Source organism: Rhizobium sp. ZK1 (assembly GCF_047782645.1).
In the GTDB taxonomy this organism is placed as follows: domain Bacteria; phylum Pseudomonadota; class Alphaproteobacteria; order Rhizobiales; family Rhizobiaceae; genus Rhizobium.
Window position 1 is genome coordinate 1,832,861 of record NZ_CP180587.1, and the last position, 15,507, is coordinate 1,848,367.

General features: G+C 59.4%; 13 protein-coding genes and 3 pseudogenes. 4 read left to right on the forward strand and 12 right to left on the reverse strand.

Features of this window, described 5'->3' with window-relative positions; translation table 11 throughout:
* Positions 1-7 precede the first annotated feature (7 nt).
* The 8 genes from ACK9YZ_RS31115 to ACK9YZ_RS31150 form a co-directional block, all read right to left on the reverse strand.
* Positions 8-436: a DUF1622 domain-containing protein gene (locus ACK9YZ_RS31115; RefSeq protein ID WP_416067336.1), complete on the reverse strand. Its 429-nt coding sequence runs from the start codon at positions 434-436 to the stop codon at positions 8-10.
* A gap of 22 nt (positions 437-458) precedes the next feature.
* A complete protein-coding gene (locus ACK9YZ_RS31120) occupies positions 459-1,139 on the reverse strand; it encodes a YoaK family protein (protein WP_416067337.1) in 681 nt (226 codons plus the stop codon).
* 172 nt (positions 1,140-1,311) lie between these two features.
* The gene (locus tag ACK9YZ_RS31125; RefSeq protein WP_416067338.1) at positions 1,312-2,910 is read right to left on the reverse strand and encodes an MFS transporter; all 1,599 of its coding nucleotides are present in this window, start codon (positions 2,908-2,910) and stop codon (positions 1,312-1,314) included.
* Positions 2,907-3,350 (reverse strand): DoxX family protein, encoded by a 444-nt coding sequence (locus tag ACK9YZ_RS31130; protein ID WP_416067339.1) that lies wholly within the window; start codon positions 3,348-3,350, stop codon positions 2,907-2,909. Before ACK9YZ_RS31130 ends, ACK9YZ_RS31125 begins: the two co-directional genes overlap by 4 nt.
* A gap of 188 nt (positions 3,351-3,538) precedes the next feature.
* Complete coding sequence (locus ACK9YZ_RS31135; protein WP_416067340.1) at positions 3,539-5,416, reverse strand: amidohydrolase; 1,878 nt, start codon at positions 5,414-5,416, stop codon at positions 3,539-3,541.
* Positions 5,417-5,513: 97 nt separating this feature from the next.
* On the reverse strand, positions 5,514-5,801 hold the full coding sequence (locus tag ACK9YZ_RS31140) for a XapX domain-containing protein (protein WP_416067341.1): 288 nt from the start codon (positions 5,799-5,801) through the stop codon (positions 5,514-5,516).
* Between the two features lie 71 nt (positions 5,802-5,872).
* A complete protein-coding gene (locus tag ACK9YZ_RS31145; RefSeq protein ID WP_416067342.1) occupies positions 5,873-6,562 on the reverse strand; it encodes a hydrolase in 690 nt (229 codons plus the stop codon).
* Positions 6,563-6,710: 148 nt separating this feature from the next.
* Positions 6,711-7,643: a VOC family protein gene (locus ACK9YZ_RS31150; RefSeq protein ID WP_416067343.1), complete on the reverse strand. Its 933-nt coding sequence runs from the start codon at positions 7,641-7,643 to the stop codon at positions 6,711-6,713.
* Between the two features lie 119 nt (positions 7,644-7,762).
* Between ACK9YZ_RS31150 and ACK9YZ_RS31155 the strand changes: the two genes are divergently transcribed.
* Complete coding sequence (locus tag ACK9YZ_RS31155) at positions 7,763-8,662, forward strand: LysR family transcriptional regulator (RefSeq protein WP_416067344.1); 900 nt, start codon at positions 7,763-7,765, stop codon at positions 8,660-8,662.
* A gap of 48 nt (positions 8,663-8,710) precedes the next feature.
* Here the strand turns inward: ACK9YZ_RS31155 and ACK9YZ_RS31160 are convergent.
* Positions 8,711-8,821: pseudogene (locus ACK9YZ_RS31160) on the reverse strand (gamma-glutamylcyclotransferase); the annotation flags it as partial.
* A 180-nt stretch (positions 8,822-9,001) separates the two neighbouring features.
* Here ACK9YZ_RS31160 and ACK9YZ_RS31165 point away from each other — a divergent pair.
* The 3 genes and pseudogenes from ACK9YZ_RS31165 to ACK9YZ_RS31175 all read left to right on the forward strand — a co-directional run bounded on the left by ACK9YZ_RS31165 (position 9,002) and on the right by ACK9YZ_RS31175 (position 11,352).
* Positions 9,002-9,178, forward strand: a complete 177-nt coding sequence (locus ACK9YZ_RS31165) for an IS1096 element passenger TnpR family protein (protein ID WP_367882550.1) — start codon at positions 9,002-9,004, stop codon at positions 9,176-9,178.
* Positions 9,133-9,603: an IS1096 element passenger TnpR family protein gene (locus ACK9YZ_RS31170; RefSeq protein ID WP_416067345.1), complete on the forward strand. Its 471-nt coding sequence runs from the start codon at positions 9,133-9,135 to the stop codon at positions 9,601-9,603. Before ACK9YZ_RS31165 ends, ACK9YZ_RS31170 begins: the two co-directional genes overlap by 46 nt.
* Positions 9,604-9,964: 361 nt before the next feature.
* Positions 9,965-11,352 (forward strand): annotated as a pseudogene (locus ACK9YZ_RS31175) (ISKra4 family transposase).
* A 192-nt stretch (positions 11,353-11,544) separates the two neighbouring features.
* Here ACK9YZ_RS31175 and ACK9YZ_RS31180 read toward each other — a convergent pair.
* The 3 genes and pseudogenes from ACK9YZ_RS31180 to ACK9YZ_RS31190 all read right to left on the reverse strand — a co-directional run bounded on the left by ACK9YZ_RS31180 (position 11,545) and on the right by ACK9YZ_RS31190 (position 15,465).
* Positions 11,545-12,804 carry an SfnB family sulfur acquisition oxidoreductase gene (locus ACK9YZ_RS31180; RefSeq protein ID WP_416067346.1) on the reverse strand — a complete coding sequence of 420 codons (1,260 nt, stop codon included), beginning with the start codon at positions 12,802-12,804 and terminating at the stop codon, positions 11,545-11,547.
* A 1,079-nt stretch (positions 12,805-13,883) separates the two neighbouring features.
* Positions 13,884-14,378, reverse strand: a pseudogene (locus tag ACK9YZ_RS31185) (Lrp/AsnC family transcriptional regulator).
* Positions 14,379-14,994: 616 nt separating this feature from the next.
* On the reverse strand, positions 14,995-15,465 hold the full coding sequence (locus ACK9YZ_RS31190) for a MarR family winged helix-turn-helix transcriptional regulator (RefSeq protein ID WP_416067347.1): 471 nt from the start codon (positions 15,463-15,465) through the stop codon (positions 14,995-14,997).
* Positions 15,466-15,507 lie beyond the last annotated feature (42 nt).

The following is a 15,507-nucleotide window of genomic DNA, read 5'->3' on the forward strand; positions in this document are numbered from 1 at the left end:
TTAGGGTTCAGGAGAATTGGCGGGGGCAGGTGCGAACCTGCCACCCGGCTCTCGAGCTTTTCTGAGCGTTGCGCGACCACGGCCACTGACCGTCGATCTCCGCTTCCAGCGAGAAGCTGAGGAATGTGCGGATCAGGACGATCAATCCAAGAAGGCCGACACTTTCCCAGGTGAGCGGGGAAATGATCGTGGCGATGATATCCGCCCCGATCAGAATTTCGAGGCCGAGCAGGATGCCGCGCCCGAGATTGGCACGGTAGCGATCATATGCCTCGGTGCGAGCCTCCGTGGTCAGGTCGCGGGCATATCCGATGGTGGCGACGGCCACGCCGATGAGGATGACGCCGACACCAAAGAATTCGAGGCCCGATGCGAGCGGCTTCAGGATGGGGGCGATGAGACTGGCCAGACCTCCGGCTTCACTACCGATATCCATTGCTTTATTCTCTCTGGTTGACCTAGTTCGCCTCGGCGCCGGCCGTGCTGGCGAAGAGAGCGACGACGGCGATGATGGCGGGTAGGCTGAAGGCGGCGGCGGGCACGAACATGTAGCCCGCGGCGCCAAAACCACAGCCCAGCGCGAAGGTGACGACCGCGCTGGCCATCTTCCTGATCCGTGCCTTGGCAGCGGCGACTTCATCGGCCTTGGGGTCGGCGAGAAGATCGGCGAGATCGAGCATGATCTGCGTCGTGGTCCCGGTCATCAGGGTCGAGGGCGGCGCCTTGGGCAGGTGTGCCTTGTGGAGACCGTTCTGGATCGCCATCGCCGAAACCAGCGCCATGCCGACGAGAAGGGCGACCGTGCTTTCCTCGGCATGGAACGGTCCGTGATAAAGCGCGTAGATCGCCACGCCGGTAAACAGAGCGAGCTTGACCAAGAGCATCGGCCGGATCGGCGAGCGGCCCGCGCCCTGAAGCTTTAGGCAGACGAGACGCGACAGGAAGACAACGAGGCAAAACACCGGAAGCGCCAGCAGCTTCGACAGGGCGCCGCCGAGGCCAAGGGCCGCAGTCGCGCCCAGGGTGACGAAATTTCCCGTGACATGGGCGGTGAAGAGACCCGAGAGGGCAAGGAAGCCGAGCGTGTCGACATAGCCGCCATTGAAACTCAGGAGCATGGGAAGGGAGGGGAATTTCATGGGATCTCTCGCGATCTTTGCAGCGGTTTGTGAACTGGGCGTCGGTATTGTCGGCGACCTGATGACGCGATATTCGCCTGAAAGACCCGGCCTCACAATTGCATCAATAATTTCGATATCATTGCCGCAAATGAAACAATGGGCCACCGTGAGGCCGCCCATTGCAGATTGCTTATGCCGCGCCCGGTCTGTTGATCGTCAGGAAGTGACGGACGACGGGCTTGTCCGGACCGGAGTGGTAGGCAAGAACCTTGCCCTGCAGGTCGGCATCGGCATTGGAGACGCGCTTGTGCTGGCGAAGATGCTCGGCCCAGGATTCCACCATGAACCATTCGACGATCTTTTCCGGATCAGCGGAATCTTCGGTCACACCCCAGCCATAGGCGCCATCGCGGCGACGTTCCTGGGAGAGTGTGTCCAGCGCATGCAGGAAGGCTTTGCGGTGCTGCTTTTCGACATGGTACTCGATCAGGATGAGGACCGGGCCACGGTCATGGGCGACTGGTTCGGCGACCAGGGGTTCAGGCCAATGGTTGGACGGAACCATGTCTGCATCGCCGGCGGGAAGCTTGATGCGGCGCATGATGAAGCCTGCAACAAGAAGGCCGGCGGCTCCGATGATCAACGTTGCCTGGATTCCGACAGCAGAGCCGATCGCACCCCAGCCAAGGCTGCCTGCCGTCATCGCGCCGTTGAAGACGGTGAGGTAGACGGCAAGGCCACGGCCACGCACCCAGTTCGGAAGGACAGCCTGCGCGGCGCTATTCAGCGTGGTCAGCGCGGTGATCCAGGCGGCGCCGAGGAAGAGCAGCACGATAATCGCGACGAATTTCGGTGGAGCGAGCGAGAGGACGCCCATGACGGCGGCCGTAATGATCGCGGCGCCCAAGAGAAGACCATCGGCGCTCAGCCGTTCCCGCAGCTTCGGCATGACGAGGGCACCACCGATCGCACCGGCGCCGACCGCGCCAAGCAGAATACCGTAGAAGCTGGCGTCACCGCCGAGCAATTGCCGGGCAACAAGCGGAAGCAGAGCCCAGACCGCACTGGCGAAAGCAAAGAAGATGGCAGCGCGCAATAGGACGACGTGCAGCGGACGGCTGGCGCGGGTATAGCGCAGACCGGCACGGAAGGCGCCGAAGAAGTTTTCCTGAAGCGCATCATTGGCATTCTTGGCGCGCGGCCACCAGACGAGTGCGGCGATGACGATGATGTAGCTCGCGACATCGGCACCGTATGTGATGCCCGCCCCGAAGGCTGCGAGCAGCAGGCCGCCGGCGGCCGGTCCGATCGACCGGGCGATGTTGATGCCGAGCGAGTTGAGAGCGACGGCGCTTTTTACATCCTCGCGCTTGACCAGTTCAGGCACGATCGCCTGCCAGGTCGGCCCCATCAGGGCCGCACCGATGCCCCCGAGGAAGGTGAGCCCGATCAATGCGCTGACGGAGAGCATGCCCGTCTGGGAAAGGACCATCAACGAGATGCTGACAGACGCCAGCAGAAGCTGGACTGCAATGAGAAACTTGCGGCGATCGAGAATATCCGTCAGCACGCCGGCGGGAATGGCAAGGAGGAAGATCGGCAGAGTGCCGGCCGCCTGAACCATGGCAACGGCCGCCGGTGAGGCGGAGAGATCCGTCATCAGCCAGGAGCTTGCGACGTCGCGCATGAAGCTGCCGGTATTGCCGAGAACAGTGGCGATCCAGAGGACGGCGAAGACGGGCTGTGCAAGGGGTGCGAAAGTGCCCCCGGATGTTTTGGCGACGCTCATTTGGTTGTTCCCTTGGCAAGATCGATTGCAGCGACGAAGACGAATGCGCCTGCGAGGCCGAGATGTTCGAAGAAGGCATTGGTCGCCATCATGCGGTCCATGCCGGGCGCCATTTCCCAAAAACGCAGCGCGATGAATGTAGCCATGAGCGTGAAGCCCGCGAGCGAAAGCGCTGCCGCCCAGCGCAGGAAGCCGGAAACGACCATGGCGGAAGCCGTCAATTCGAAGGCAATCACGGCAACCGCAAAGAATCCGGCTGGATGTAGACCGAAATGCTCCATCTCGGCGATGGCGCCATTGAAGTCGGCAATTTTGGTCACGGGGCCCTGGATATAGGCTGCGCAAAGCGCGAGAAGCGCAACGGTCCGGATTGCTGGCGCGGCAATGAAGCTTTTAACCAAAGTGCTCGGGTGAGTTGGGGATTGAGAACGGGCGGTCATGTCTGCTCCTCTAGATCTGGCCGGTCGTACCGAGCGGCGCCGTTGTCGTCTGATGGAGCGATATTGACCGGAAAGATTGCCGCCAACAATTGCACTAATCTTTTCGATTTAATTGTGAAAATTGCAATTGTGTTTGTATTGCGGGCGGCGATTATCCGCCCGCAATACGAAGCGTGAGGTGGTCTGCCTCAGACTGCCCAGCAAGAGCAGCCGAGGGCGCCGAAGAAGCCCTTGAGGTCTGCAATCGGCAGCTTCGAGGTCCAGGCGCCGGCGTGGTCGTGGCCATGAACGCCGCAATCGCTGGCGCAGCCGCAGGTAGAAATGGCCGTGCGGCGCAGCGAGCGGGCGCCGGCACCATCAGGCTCGCCCCAGGCGGCATAACCGCCGAACTTGCGAACAGGAGACCAGTCCGGCATGGCCGGCGGGATGTTGCTCTCGTCATACTTGGCGAAATCACCGGAACTGTAGACGACCTTGCCGCCGACCATGGTGAGATCCGAGGTCAGGAACGAGATCTCGCCTTCGGCGCAGGTGAAGAAGTCCTTGCTCGGCACCACGAGATCGGCGAACTGGCCCTTCTCGATCCGGCCCTTCTTGCCCTCCTCGTTGGAAAACCAGGTGACCTTTTCCGTCCACATGCGAAGCGCCGTCTCGCGATCCAGGCAATTGGCACGCGGATAAAGCTGCATGCCGCCGACCGTCTTGCCGGTCACCATCCAGGACAGCGATACCCAAGGGTTATAGGAGGCGACGCGGGTGGCGTCGGTACCGGCCGAAACGTTGACACCCTTCTCGAGCATGCGGGCGATCGGCGGGGTCGCTTCGGCGACGCCATGGCCGTAACGCTCGACGAAATATTCACCCTGGTAGGCCATGCGGTGCTGGGTGGCGATGCCGCCGCCAAGGGCTGCGATGCGGTCGATCGAGCGCTCGGAAATGGTCTCGGCATGGTCGAAGAACCAGTTCAGGCCTTCGAGCGGAATATCCTTGTTGACCTTTTCGAAGACGTCGAGCGAACGAGAAATCGTCTCGTCATAGGTGGCGTGCATGCGCCAGGGCCAGCGGTTTTCGGCAAGGACGCGCACGACCTCCTCGAGCTCGCCTTCCATCTCCGGCGCCATCTCGGGACGCGGCTGGCGGAAGTCCTCGAAATCGGCGGCGGAGAAGACCAGCATCTCACCGGCGCCGTTGTGGCGGAAATAATCGTTGCCCTGCTTGTATTTGACCGAAGACGTCCAGTTGAGGAAGTCTTCCCTTTCCTGCTTCGGTTTCTGGGTGAACAGATTATAGGCGAGACGCACGGTCATCTGGTTCTCGTCAGAGAGTTTTTGAATGACCTCGTAATCGTCGGGATAGTTCTGGAAACCGCCGCCGGCATCGATGACGCCTGTCACGCCAAGACGATTGAGTTCGCGCATGAAATGGCGGGTGGAGTTGACCTGATAGTCGAGCGGCAGCTTCGGGCCCTTGGCGAGCGTCGAATAGAGAATGCCGGCATTCGGCTTGGCGAGCAGCATGCCCGTCGGGTTGCCGTTGGCATCACGGGTGATCTCGCCGCCGGGAGGATTGGGCGTATCACGCGTATAGCCGACAGCGCGAAGGGCCGCACCGTTCAAGAGCGCACGGTCATAGAGATGCAGGAGAAAGACCGGCGTATCGGGGGCGATCGCGTTGATTTCCTCGATCGTCGGCAGGCGCTTTTCCGCGAACTGGTGCTCGGTGAAGCCACCGACGACGCGGACCCATTGCGGGGCCGGCGTGATCGCCACCTGGCGCTTCAGCATATCCATGGCGTCGGCGAGCGAACGCACGCCATCCCAGCGCAGTTCCATGTTGAAGTTCAGGCCGCCGCGAACGACGTGGGTGTGGTTGTCGATCAGGCCGGGCAGGACACGCTTGCCCTTCAGGTCGATGATCTTCGTGTCGGGACCGGCCAGCGCCATGATCTCGGCATCGGCGCCAACATCGAGAAAGGTGCCATCCTTGATGGCGACGGCGCTTGCCGTCGGGTTGCTGCGGTCGAGCGTGGTGAACTGACCATGGTGAAGAATGAGGTCGGCGAACATGGGTGATGCTCCAGGCTTCATTGTTGAAATTGATGTCACCACGCATGTTGAAACGAACGAACGTCACACCCCGCGCCGGCGAATCTCCTCTTGCGTGTCAGCTATCAGACTGGGTCTGATCTTGGCGAGACACGACAACGTCATTGCGGACGTCGCCCTTCGGCATATGGCCAAACATGTGCGGCTTGATCTGGTTGAGCCAGGAAACCGCCACCGGTTCTTTTGATATCAGCGTCTTGGCGAAGGGGATCAGCTGCTCTCCGACCAGGATGCCGAGGAGGCCGACGAGGGCGACGACCGGGGGAGCGGGAGAGCGGACGTTGAGCAGGCTGTAGACGATGCCGACCAGAAGACCGGCGCCAAGGGAAAGCAGATAGAGTTTCATGGGAGCGTCCTCGATGTGCGAAAGCCGCTTCCGCTGGAGACTTGGTCCTGCGGAAGCGGCGGTGTTGCTGCTTACTTGGCGGGGTTCGGGCCGATGCGCTTGCCGTGCTGGACACGCTCGGCGGCCTTGTGGACGTGGGTGTAGGCGTAATCGATGCCCATGCCGTAGGCGCCGGAGTGCTCCTTCACCAGCGTGGTGACGGCGTCGTAGGTTTCGCGGCGGGCCCAATCGCGCTGCCACTCGAGCATGACCTGCTGCCAGGTGACCGGGATTACGCCGGCCTGAACCATGCGGTCCATGGCGCGGTTGTGGGCCTCAAGCGAGGTGCCGCCAGACGCATCGGCGACCATGTAGATCTCGTAGTCTGCCACATCATGGAGAGCCGAGAGTGCGAAGGTGGTGTTGCAGACTTCCGTCCAGAGACCGGAAACGACGATCTTCTTGCGGCCGTTGGCGGCATTTTTCGCCAGGGCGTCGCGGACGTTCTGGTCGTCCCAGGAGTTCATCGAGGTGCGCTCGAGAATGTCGTTTTCCGGGAAGACGCCGAGCAACTCGGGGAAGGTGTTGCCGGAGAAGCTCTCCGTCTCGACCGTGGTGATGGTCGTCGGAACGTTGAAGATCTTGGCCGCCTTGGCGAGACCGACGACGTTGTTTTTCAGCGTCTGGCGGTCGATCGACTGAACACCGAAGGCCATCTGCGGCTGCTGGTCGATGAAGATGAGCTGGCTGTTTGCAGGGGTGAGAACTTCGAGTTTGGACATTTGATGACTCCTTTGGTTGGGTTCAGGTCTTGGTGCCGGTATGGCGGTTGGGATCGGGTATGCCTTCGGCGGTCGGCTGCCTGCCTGAGGCAGCCGTTTCGAAAGACGGATTGTTCAAAGTTGCGGTGGCGGGGTTAGCCGCGCTGCATCATGCCGCGAGCGGAACCAGTTCCTGTTCGATCTGGCTACGGTAGGCTTCGTATCGGGTCGGCAGTTTCAATGCCTGGCCGAGATTGGCCGTATCTTCGTCCCTGTCGAAACCCGGTTCGTTGGTGGCGATTTCAAACAGGATGCCGCCCGGGGTCCGGAAGTAGATGGCCCAGAAGTAATCCCGGTCGATGACTGGAGTCACCTGGTATCCGGTATCCATCAGTGCCTTGCGCACTTCGAGCTGCTTCTGGCGGTTTTCGACGGCAAAGGCGATGTGGTGGACCGAACCGGCACCTTGACGCGCAAACGGCGTCTTCGGAAGAGCGGCCAGATCGATCGTGTCGGCACCGTTGCCGCCGGGAATGACGAAGCGGGTGACGTCGCCTTCGACTTCGGCGCGCTCATAGCCCATGAACTGGAGGAGTTCGGCGGTGGCAGCCGTGTCATGCAGGTTGAGGCGGGCGCCGGAGAAGCCGCGTATCGCGTGGTCTTCGGTGATGCCGTCGGCAAGCCAGGGGGTACGCTTGTCCTTGGCTGCCTCGACCAGGGCGAAGCCGTCTCCATCGGGGCCGGAGAAGCGGAGGCGGTCGGCGCCGAAGACTGTGTCGGCCTCGATACCATTCGCGCCTTGGGCAACCAGGCGGTCCTTCCAGAAACCCAGCGAACCCTTCGGCACCGAGAACTGCGTTTCACCGACTTCACCGACGCCGGGACGGCCGGCCATCATGTGCGGGAAGGGAAAGTAGGTCATGACGGTGCCGGGCGTGCCCTGTTCGTCGCCATAGTACAGGTGATAGACGCTCGGGTCGTCGAAGTTGACGGTCTTCTTGACGCGGCGCAGTCCGAGCGCGTTGGTGAAGAACTGGTTGTTCTGGCGGGCATCCGACGCCATCGAAGTGACGTGGTGCAGTCCCTTGATATCCTTGATCATGGCCGGTGTCTTTCTCTGTGGGCGTTGCCGTTTCGATGGACAGAGATGTAACCGGCTTGATTGCTGTTCGGAATTGCAATATTTCTCTCGAATGAATTGCGTTTTGTGAAATAATCGAGATGAATGACTACAAGGCCCTGAAAACCTTTCTCCTCGCCGCCGAGAAGCGCAATTTCGCGCAGGTCGCCCGCGAGCTCGACATGACCCCGGCTGCGGTGACGCGTGCGATCGCGGCGCTTGAAGATGATCTCGGCGTGCAATTGTTCGTCCGCACGACCCGGCAGGTGTCGCTGACGACGGATGGCGCGGTGTTTGCCGCGCAGATCCAGCCGGCCGTCGAGGCGCTCGAGAGCGCCCGCAAGGACGTGCGCAATGCCAACAAGGCGGATCAGGGGCGGCTGCGCATAAGTGCGCCCACATGGTTCGGCAAGGCGGTGCTGCCGCCCATTCTGTCGGGCTTTCGGCAGATCTATCCGAAGATGAGTTTCGAGATTTCGCTGTCGGACGGATTGGTCAATATTGTCGACGACGATTACGATCTCGCGATCCGCATCTCGTCGCAACCCTCCGATAAATTCACCATCTGGCGCAAGATCCGCGTCGTGCCGCGTATTCTCGTTGCCGCACCGGGAAGCCGCTTTGCCGACATGCAGCACCCGAGCGAGCTGACGCCCGACGATTGCCTTGCTTATAGCGGCGAGAGCCGGAGCGAGACCTGGGCTTTGTCGGATGGCGGATCGAGCATCACCATCGCCGCCGGGCGCGCCTTCAGCGCCAACAATGGCGAGGTTCTGGCTGATATGGCGGCGGATGGGGTAGGCGTGGCCATGCTGCCCGGATTTCACATTTCGGAACATCTGCGGACCGGGCGTCTGGTGCATGTCCTCAAGGGATGGGCGCCGCCGGATCTGTGGCTGACGCTCTACTATCCGCCATACCAGAGCCTGCCGCCGCGCATCGCTTCCTTCTCGAAATTCTTCGAGCAGCAGGTCGCCGCGCATATGGTGATGCTGGACTGACACGACCGGCGCATCAACGGAAATACAGGAAGCCTGGCCGCGCAACGGTCAGGCTTTTTCAAGCGCTATGATTTCCGCGGCCACAAGTGCCTGCAGGCGCCAGAGGTTGCGATCCCTGATGCCCTCGGCCTGAAGATCGACGATCGTCTTCAACAGGTAGGGGAGCATAAGGATTTGTGGGCGGGCCGGAACGGAGTATGTCGTCGCCATTGAATTTCGACGGAACTGGTGAGCGTGAAGAGGGCAAGACGAACAACGAGAGCTCGCGGAGACACGGCGACCTCAGAGGATGAAGTTTTCGGCCTGCAATTCCGTATCTGGTTGAAAGACGTAAGCCCGATGGTGTGGCGCAGGGTCCAGGTTCTCTCGACAATCAGCCTGCGCGAATTTCATGGCGTCCTTCAGGTCGTAATGGGATGGGAAGGCATCCACCTTTATCAGTTCATCATTCACGCCGCGCGGTACGGCTCGTGGGAGACGGGAGCCCGGTCCCCGCCAAGACGCTTGGCGAATTGAAGCTGCGCAAAGGCAGCCGGTTCCTTTACGAGTACGACCTCAACATTCTATGGGAGCACGAGATCCGGCTGGAGGAGCGCCAGCCAGTCAAACCGGGTGCTCACTATCCGGCATGCATGGGAGGCGGCTGCGACTGTCCGAAGGAAGACTGCGGCGGACGCGAGGCTTGGATGTGGCGGCACAACAACGCCTTCGGCTATGAGACGATGCACGACCTGGAGATCACGACGGAGTTTTTGCAGGAGGCTGCCGAAACGAAATCCCTTGCTGCGCTGGACGATCCCGGCCGCTCGGAGGAACTGCGCGGGGCACTGGATAGACTGAGGGAGCGCGCAAGTTGGCTGGGAGAGCGCTTCGAACACCGGAAGACGAATGAACGCCTGCAACAGGGCGAATATCTGATACTCATGCACCAGCAGATGTAACCGGTCTGTTGTTGCGATCCGTCGAAGAAGATCAGCCGCCAGGAGAGCTGCATCATCACCGCGATCGCGCCGGATGCCCGAAAGCCGAGAGCGAGCGGCCGGATCCGGTGATTTGATCGAATTTCCGGCGCAGGCCACGGTCGTTTCGAAGATGATCGATACCCTCCCAAATGGGAACGTTGGCGCCGGCATGGGCGGCACGCTCGATCGAAATCATGGCGGTTTACCAGATGATTTTCGGATTGCTAACCCGTATTATGTATCACTGTTTCCGGCACGGCCGAAGAGCGGAAACGGCTGTTTTGCAAGCATCCGATTTTTTCACTCCGGCCATTCTGAAAACTCGATGCGGGAAGACGACATGCGGGCGCGGTTGGTGTTGCAGATGATGGATGATGACGGCGAGACGATCGCGACCGAGACCGTTGCGGATTTGGTGAAGGTGACGAAAGGCGCCGAGGATCTCGGACTGTCATTGTCGGAGGCGAAGACCCTGCTAGCCAAATTGCAGCAGGCGATGGTGGAGACGCAGGTGGAATTGTGGCTCAGGGAAAACCGCGATCTGGATGGTTGCCGTCTGCGCAGCAAGGGAAGTTATCCCGTCACCTTCCATACGCTGTTCGGGGACGTCCGGCTGAAGAGCCCGCGCTATTGCTTGCCACGGACGGCCGGAGGGAACGGCCCAGCAACGATCTCACCTCTACGGAAACTGATCCATGACCACATTGCACCTGAACGCCTTTATCTGGAGACCCGGTGGGCCTCGCTCGTGCCCTATGCCGCCGCGGCCGAACTACTGGCCGACGTGCTGCCGATTGATTGCGGCGCCAACGCCACCACAGTCCGGCAGCATGCGCTGCGCACCGCGTGCCGTATCGAGCGGGAACTGACGGAAGAGCGGGTGTCCTTCATGCAGGATTCCTGTCCGCGCGACTGGATGAACCTGCCCATTCCGGATGGCCGCATCGTCATCGGCCTGGATGGCGGATACATCCGCGACCGCAACGACCGGAAGAAGAATTTCGAGCTGATTGTCGGCCGTTCGCTGCCCGAAGACGGCGATCCACGATACATCGGTTTCGTCCATGGCTATGACCGCAGGCCGCAGCGGCGCATCCTCGATCACCTCAAGAAGCAGGGTGTTCAGGCCAATCAGGATATCACCTTCATCACCGACGGTGGCGAAGAAGTGCGCTCACTCACCGAGATGATCGCACCGGCGAGCGAGCATGTCCTCGACTGGTTCCATATCACCGTGCTTCGCCAGTTCGCGCAGGGGCTCGAAACTGCGACGAACAGGCTGGGCAAGATATGCTTCACGGCCTACGCAGGATCAAATGGCATCTCTGGCATGGCAATGGCTATCGTGCCCGGGATGAAATTGCCGATCTGCAAATCAACACGGAAGGTCTCGAGACCGACTATCCGAACATGCGCAAGTTCCTGACCGGCATCGACGAGTTCCAGGCCTACATCACTTCCAACAGCGCGAGCCTGATCAATTACGGCGAGCGCTATCGCTCTGGAGAGCGTATCTCATCGGCCTTCGTTGAGGCGACCGTCAACGCCGTCATCTCCAAGCGTTTTGCCAAGAAGCAACAGATGCAATGGAGCAGGACCGGTGCGCATCTTCTGCTGCAAACCCGAACGCAGACCCTCGACGGCTCCCTGCGCTCGACCTTCCGGCAGTGGTATCCAGGCCTGGCCAACGACAATCAAGAGACGGACGAAACAGCCCGCGTCGCATGACCGCCCCACAAATCCTCATGCTCCCCGATAAGGCGCGGAAAGCGCCCCGCATGGATTTTGTGGGGCGGTTTCTGCTCGCTTGTTCATCGCTTCCTTGAGTACCCTCAGCCGCCTGCGGCAAAGGTTAGGTTGTGACTACCGGCTGGTAGCCGCCAGTTTTGTCCCTAGGAACGTCGGACCAGAGTCTCTTGGTCAGATCCAAGAGTGGATCGGGGGCTCGATGTCATTCAAGTAATATTGGCCGATTGCATGGAATTTCCAGCGGACCGGGTCGTGGAGCGTATGTGTTCGCGCGTCGCGCCAAATCCGGTCCAGGTTCAATTCGTCCAGGGTCGAGCGCGTTCCCACGAGCTCGAAAAGTTTGTTGGATGCGAGGAGGGCAAGTTCCGTCGACAAAACCTTTGCTTCAGCAATTGCGATTTTCGCCAAGCCTATCGTTTGTTCATTTACATTAGCGATCGTGGCATCAAGCTGACGTCCGCTGCGTTCAAGCATCGACTCGGCAGCGTTGTACCTGATTTTCAGGTCTCCGATCGCGGCGATCGTGTAAGGGTCTTCAGTAGCTCGTTCTTTTCCGCTGTCGATCCAGGGACGGGCATAGGACTTGACCAGATTGATTGTGACATCGATCGCGTGTTTGGCTATACCGAGGTCTATCGCGGCATGAATGATTTGACTCTGCGGGCCGACCGCGCTCGGATGCTCGTAAACAATGTGGGCAGGAAGCACGCGAGAGGCCGCAACACGCACGTTGTTCAAAAGCACCGTGCCGCTTGCGGTCGTGCGCTGGCCGAAGCCGGACCAGTCGTCGATAACGGTTAGCCCATCCGAAGTTCTGTCTGCCACCGCAACGACGACATGGCCATTTTCATCCAGTGCCACGATAGGTACAAGGTGTGCAAAAAGGGCGCCGGTTGAGTAAAATTTCTGTCCGGAAACGACAAACTCATCCCCATCCCGGACCAACCGGGTCTCGAAATCCTCGACGTTCTTGCCTTTAAATTCCGAAAATGCGTTGCCCAGTCTCTGGCCGGCGAGCACTCTGGCAAAAAGATCACTCTTCTGCTCTTCACTTCCGGTAAGCCGGATGACGTCGATGATTTCAAAGTTGCTCTGCGGCATTTGCGCCAACGAGGCATCCGCGGAAGCAAGGAGGGTGAACACTTTGGCGACCGTGGTCTGCGAAACCCCTGCACCACCGTATTTCTTTGGGATTGTCATTGCCCAGAGACCACTCTGCGAAAAATCGTCGACCTCCGCGAACGGCAACCGTCGGTGTTTGTCCCGCAAGCTTGCATTGGCGAGGAACCGCGCGCGCAAACCCTCCGCCATCGCTATCGCTTCCTCGTCGCTGCTGATGACGTGGGCATGTTCGGTTGGAAGGGAGGGTGCCCAATCCGAGGACCGTGAGTGCTCTGAAGGTTCAAAGGCTCTTGGCGTAGTATTGCTCATGTCGTCCCCTTTCAGGTGACATTGGATGATCACGAACCAAGGAAGCAGCGTTTCTGCCGCCTATGGAGACGTCAGCCTCATTGTTTTGCGTTTCACGATCGTTGCCGGTTTGAAGCGTCGCGTGTCATTCGTAATGAGGCCGCCAGTTTCCTGCGCATCTTGCGGTCGACCTTTGCGGTGGCTACGCGCCATCCTGCATCGCTCCCGGCTCGGGAGAGTGCGTACTCCAAACCCGCATATCAATCCGACTATCGAATATAGACGATCTTTCCACCATTTAACGCTGTCTCGATCCCGACGACATTGTGGAGCTGTACCCGTTTGCCGACCAAAACCGCCTTCAATCTTTTGTTTGTCCGGATTTCCCTCTGTGCTGCCGAAATCGTTTCTGGCGAGGGGTTTCGATAGATACGCGGCAGTTCGTCCCTGCTCCTTTTACTCCTCAAAAAAATTAGGGTTACACCGTCGTCTCGGCTTGCTGACTGGAGGAACGAATAATCGGGCTGCGGAGGATCGCTGCGAGCAATTGCGAAGCTCGAGGCAGTGCATGTGCAGATCGCAAGTGTGGCAAGCATTGTTTTGATTCTCATCGCGTTCATTTCTCCGGTGCCGTTCTCAAGTCGATCGTCCCGCCAGGCGAGACGATTCGTTTCGAAATACTCAAATGCCGGTCCGACGAACTCGTGAACCCGCGAACAGACTTTCCGAGCGATGCGTTACGGCACGAGCTCGACGGATAGGGTTCTGCCTACATTTGTAACAGGATATTGATGTGCGGGAGCCGGATCTATTTGGATAGATATTAAGAGGCCGCCTCTGCCAGTACGCCCTGCCCGCAAATAGGACGCGTTGAAACGCGCGGAAACAATTGCGGATGACATGGCTTCATTCGGGCGGCTCAGCTGTGGCGGTCTTAGGGCGCCGTGAAGGTGTGCGACCCTGAGGCCACTACGCGCTGCAACAGGCGCGACGTCAACCAAAACCGGACGCCAAGCATGGCGTGCCGAGACACGATCAGGTCACCGCCAGCATCGTCGAGTGTCCACGACGACAATTCCTCGCGGCTTGGCCGACGATTCCTAAAATGGCAATCTCGCGTTTTCCTTGACTTCCTTCATAACGAAAAAAGTCCGGGTCTGTCGAATGCCGGGAAGCGCGATTAGCTTCTGACCGTGAAGTTTATTGAAATCGGCCATATCGCGCACTCTTATCTTCAACAGATAATCGAAGTCCCCGGCGACGAGGTTGCACTCAAGAACCTCCTTCATCATCATCACTGCACCTTCGAACTCCGCAAAGCTTTCCGGCGTTGAACGATCGAGGACTACCCCGACCATCACCTAAGCGCCCAGGCCAATGGCCGCCGGAGAGACCTCGGCGCGAACGCCGATGATGAAGCCTTCTTCAAATAGCCGTTGGGTGCGACGATGACATGTGGCGGGGCTGACATTGACCCTTTCTGCCAAGTCGGCGTTGGTTAGCCTTCCTTCAGATTGCAGCGCACGTAGGATTTTCAGATCGATACGATCTAGCTGTTCCTCGGAAGATTCTTTCGCTTTGTGCTGATTTTGCATGCATTGCTACCGAAAAATGATCTTGGGCAGCCTATATTGGACGAGTAAAAAAGCAAATAAGAAAGTACATTTCATGTCTTCGGAGATAGTCTACTACCTGAACTTCAGGGGAAACGGGATATGAAATCGGGTTTCGGGATTACGCTTTTCACGGTCGCGCTCGCACACTCGAGGCCGTCGACACTGTCGTGGTTTCTCAGACTGGTCTGGAGCAGCAGTCCAACAGTTGGCAAGGCCTTCATGGATCTTACAGCGGACACGGAACGACATGCGACATCGTGAGAGCTTGGCGGTACTCGTCCTGTGTCCCTCCCCGAACATCGTTCCCAGCATCGCTGACAGATACAAAAGGGTCGCAAAAAAGGCTTGGGTATAACGAGGCAGACGCAAGATTTGTATCAAAATGCCACGCGGGATCCAGTGGCGCGGAGCGGGCCGAAGGGGCTGGAACCACTTGCCAATCAGCCCGCGTTTGAGGGCGCCCAGTGCCCACCAGTGCTGTCGAGGATGCCCGACGATGCAGAGGCTATGCTGGGAGACCAGATCGCCGGGTCCCCTCCCCAACAACTTCAGACGGAACGTTCGACAAACCAATGGGTTTCAGCTTCAACCCAGGTCAAAGAGGGGTCTTGCGATCACCCATGTGCGTGTAGAGCGCGTCTCGTAGATGCCGTACATGTTCGTTGAGTGTTGCGAGTTGCGCCGGTGTTTGTGCAGAGGCAGTCAGCAGCGTGTCGCCAAGACATCTCGCGCGCGAGGCCAGTGCTCGTCCCTTGTCGGTCAAGGCGACGACGACTTGCCGTTCGTTTGCCGGATTTCGCGTCCTCTTGATCAATTCGGCGACCTCGAGGCGTTTGAGCACAGGAGTCATTGTGCTGGATTCGAGCGCGAGGGTGTCGGCAATCTCTCCGACGGACCGGTTGTCGGAACGCCACAGCACATTAAGCGCGAGGTATTGGGGATATGTCAGGCCGAGGTCGTCCAGCAAAGTCTTGTAGAGGCGCTGGATCGCTATGCTAGCGGAATAAACCGCGTAGCAAAGCTGGTCGTCGAGGGGGACAGGTCTGTCGGTGGTTTTAACGGGCATCTCAGGGCTCCTTCATCTCAAACATAGGCATTTCACTCGCGA

Excerpts from the sequence above, each read along its gene's own strand:
- ACK9YZ_RS31115 (WP_416067336.1), bottom strand. The coding sequence starts at position 436 with ATGGATATCGGTAGTGAAGCCGGAGGTCTGGCCAGTCTCATCGCCCCC.
- ACK9YZ_RS31120 (WP_416067337.1), bottom strand. The coding sequence starts at position 1,139 with ATGAAATTCCCCTCCCTTCCCATGCTCCTGAGTTTCAATGGCGGCTAT.
- ACK9YZ_RS31125 (WP_416067338.1), bottom strand. The coding sequence starts at position 2,910 with ATGAGCGTCGCCAAAACATCCGGGGGCACTTTCGCACCCCTTGCACAG.
- ACK9YZ_RS31130 (WP_416067339.1), bottom strand. The coding sequence starts at position 3,350 with ATGACCGCCCGTTCTCAATCCCCAACTCACCCGAGCACTTTGGTTAAA.
- ACK9YZ_RS31135 (WP_416067340.1), bottom strand. The coding sequence starts at position 5,416 with ATGTTCGCCGACCTCATTCTTCACCATGGTCAGTTCACCACGCTCGAC.
- ACK9YZ_RS31140 (WP_416067341.1), bottom strand. The coding sequence starts at position 5,801 with ATGAAACTCTATCTGCTTTCCCTTGGCGCCGGTCTTCTGGTCGGCATC.
- ACK9YZ_RS31145 (WP_416067342.1), bottom strand. The coding sequence starts at position 6,562 with ATGTCCAAACTCGAAGTTCTCACCCCTGCAAACAGCCAGCTCATCTTC.
- ACK9YZ_RS31150 (WP_416067343.1), bottom strand. The coding sequence starts at position 7,643 with ATGATCAAGGATATCAAGGGACTGCACCACGTCACTTCGATGGCGTCG.
- ACK9YZ_RS31155 (WP_416067344.1), top strand. The coding sequence starts at position 7,763 with ATGAATGACTACAAGGCCCTGAAAACCTTTCTCCTCGCCGCCGAGAAG.
- ACK9YZ_RS31165 (WP_367882550.1), top strand. The coding sequence starts at position 9,002 with ATGGTGTGGCGCAGGGTCCAGGTTCTCTCGACAATCAGCCTGCGCGAA.
- ACK9YZ_RS31180 (WP_416067346.1), bottom strand. The coding sequence starts at position 12,804 with ATGAGCAATACTACGCCAAGAGCCTTTGAACCTTCAGAGCACTCACGG.
- ACK9YZ_RS31190 (WP_416067347.1), bottom strand. The coding sequence starts at position 15,465 with ATGCCCGTTAAAACCACCGACAGACCTGTCCCCCTCGACGACCAGCTT.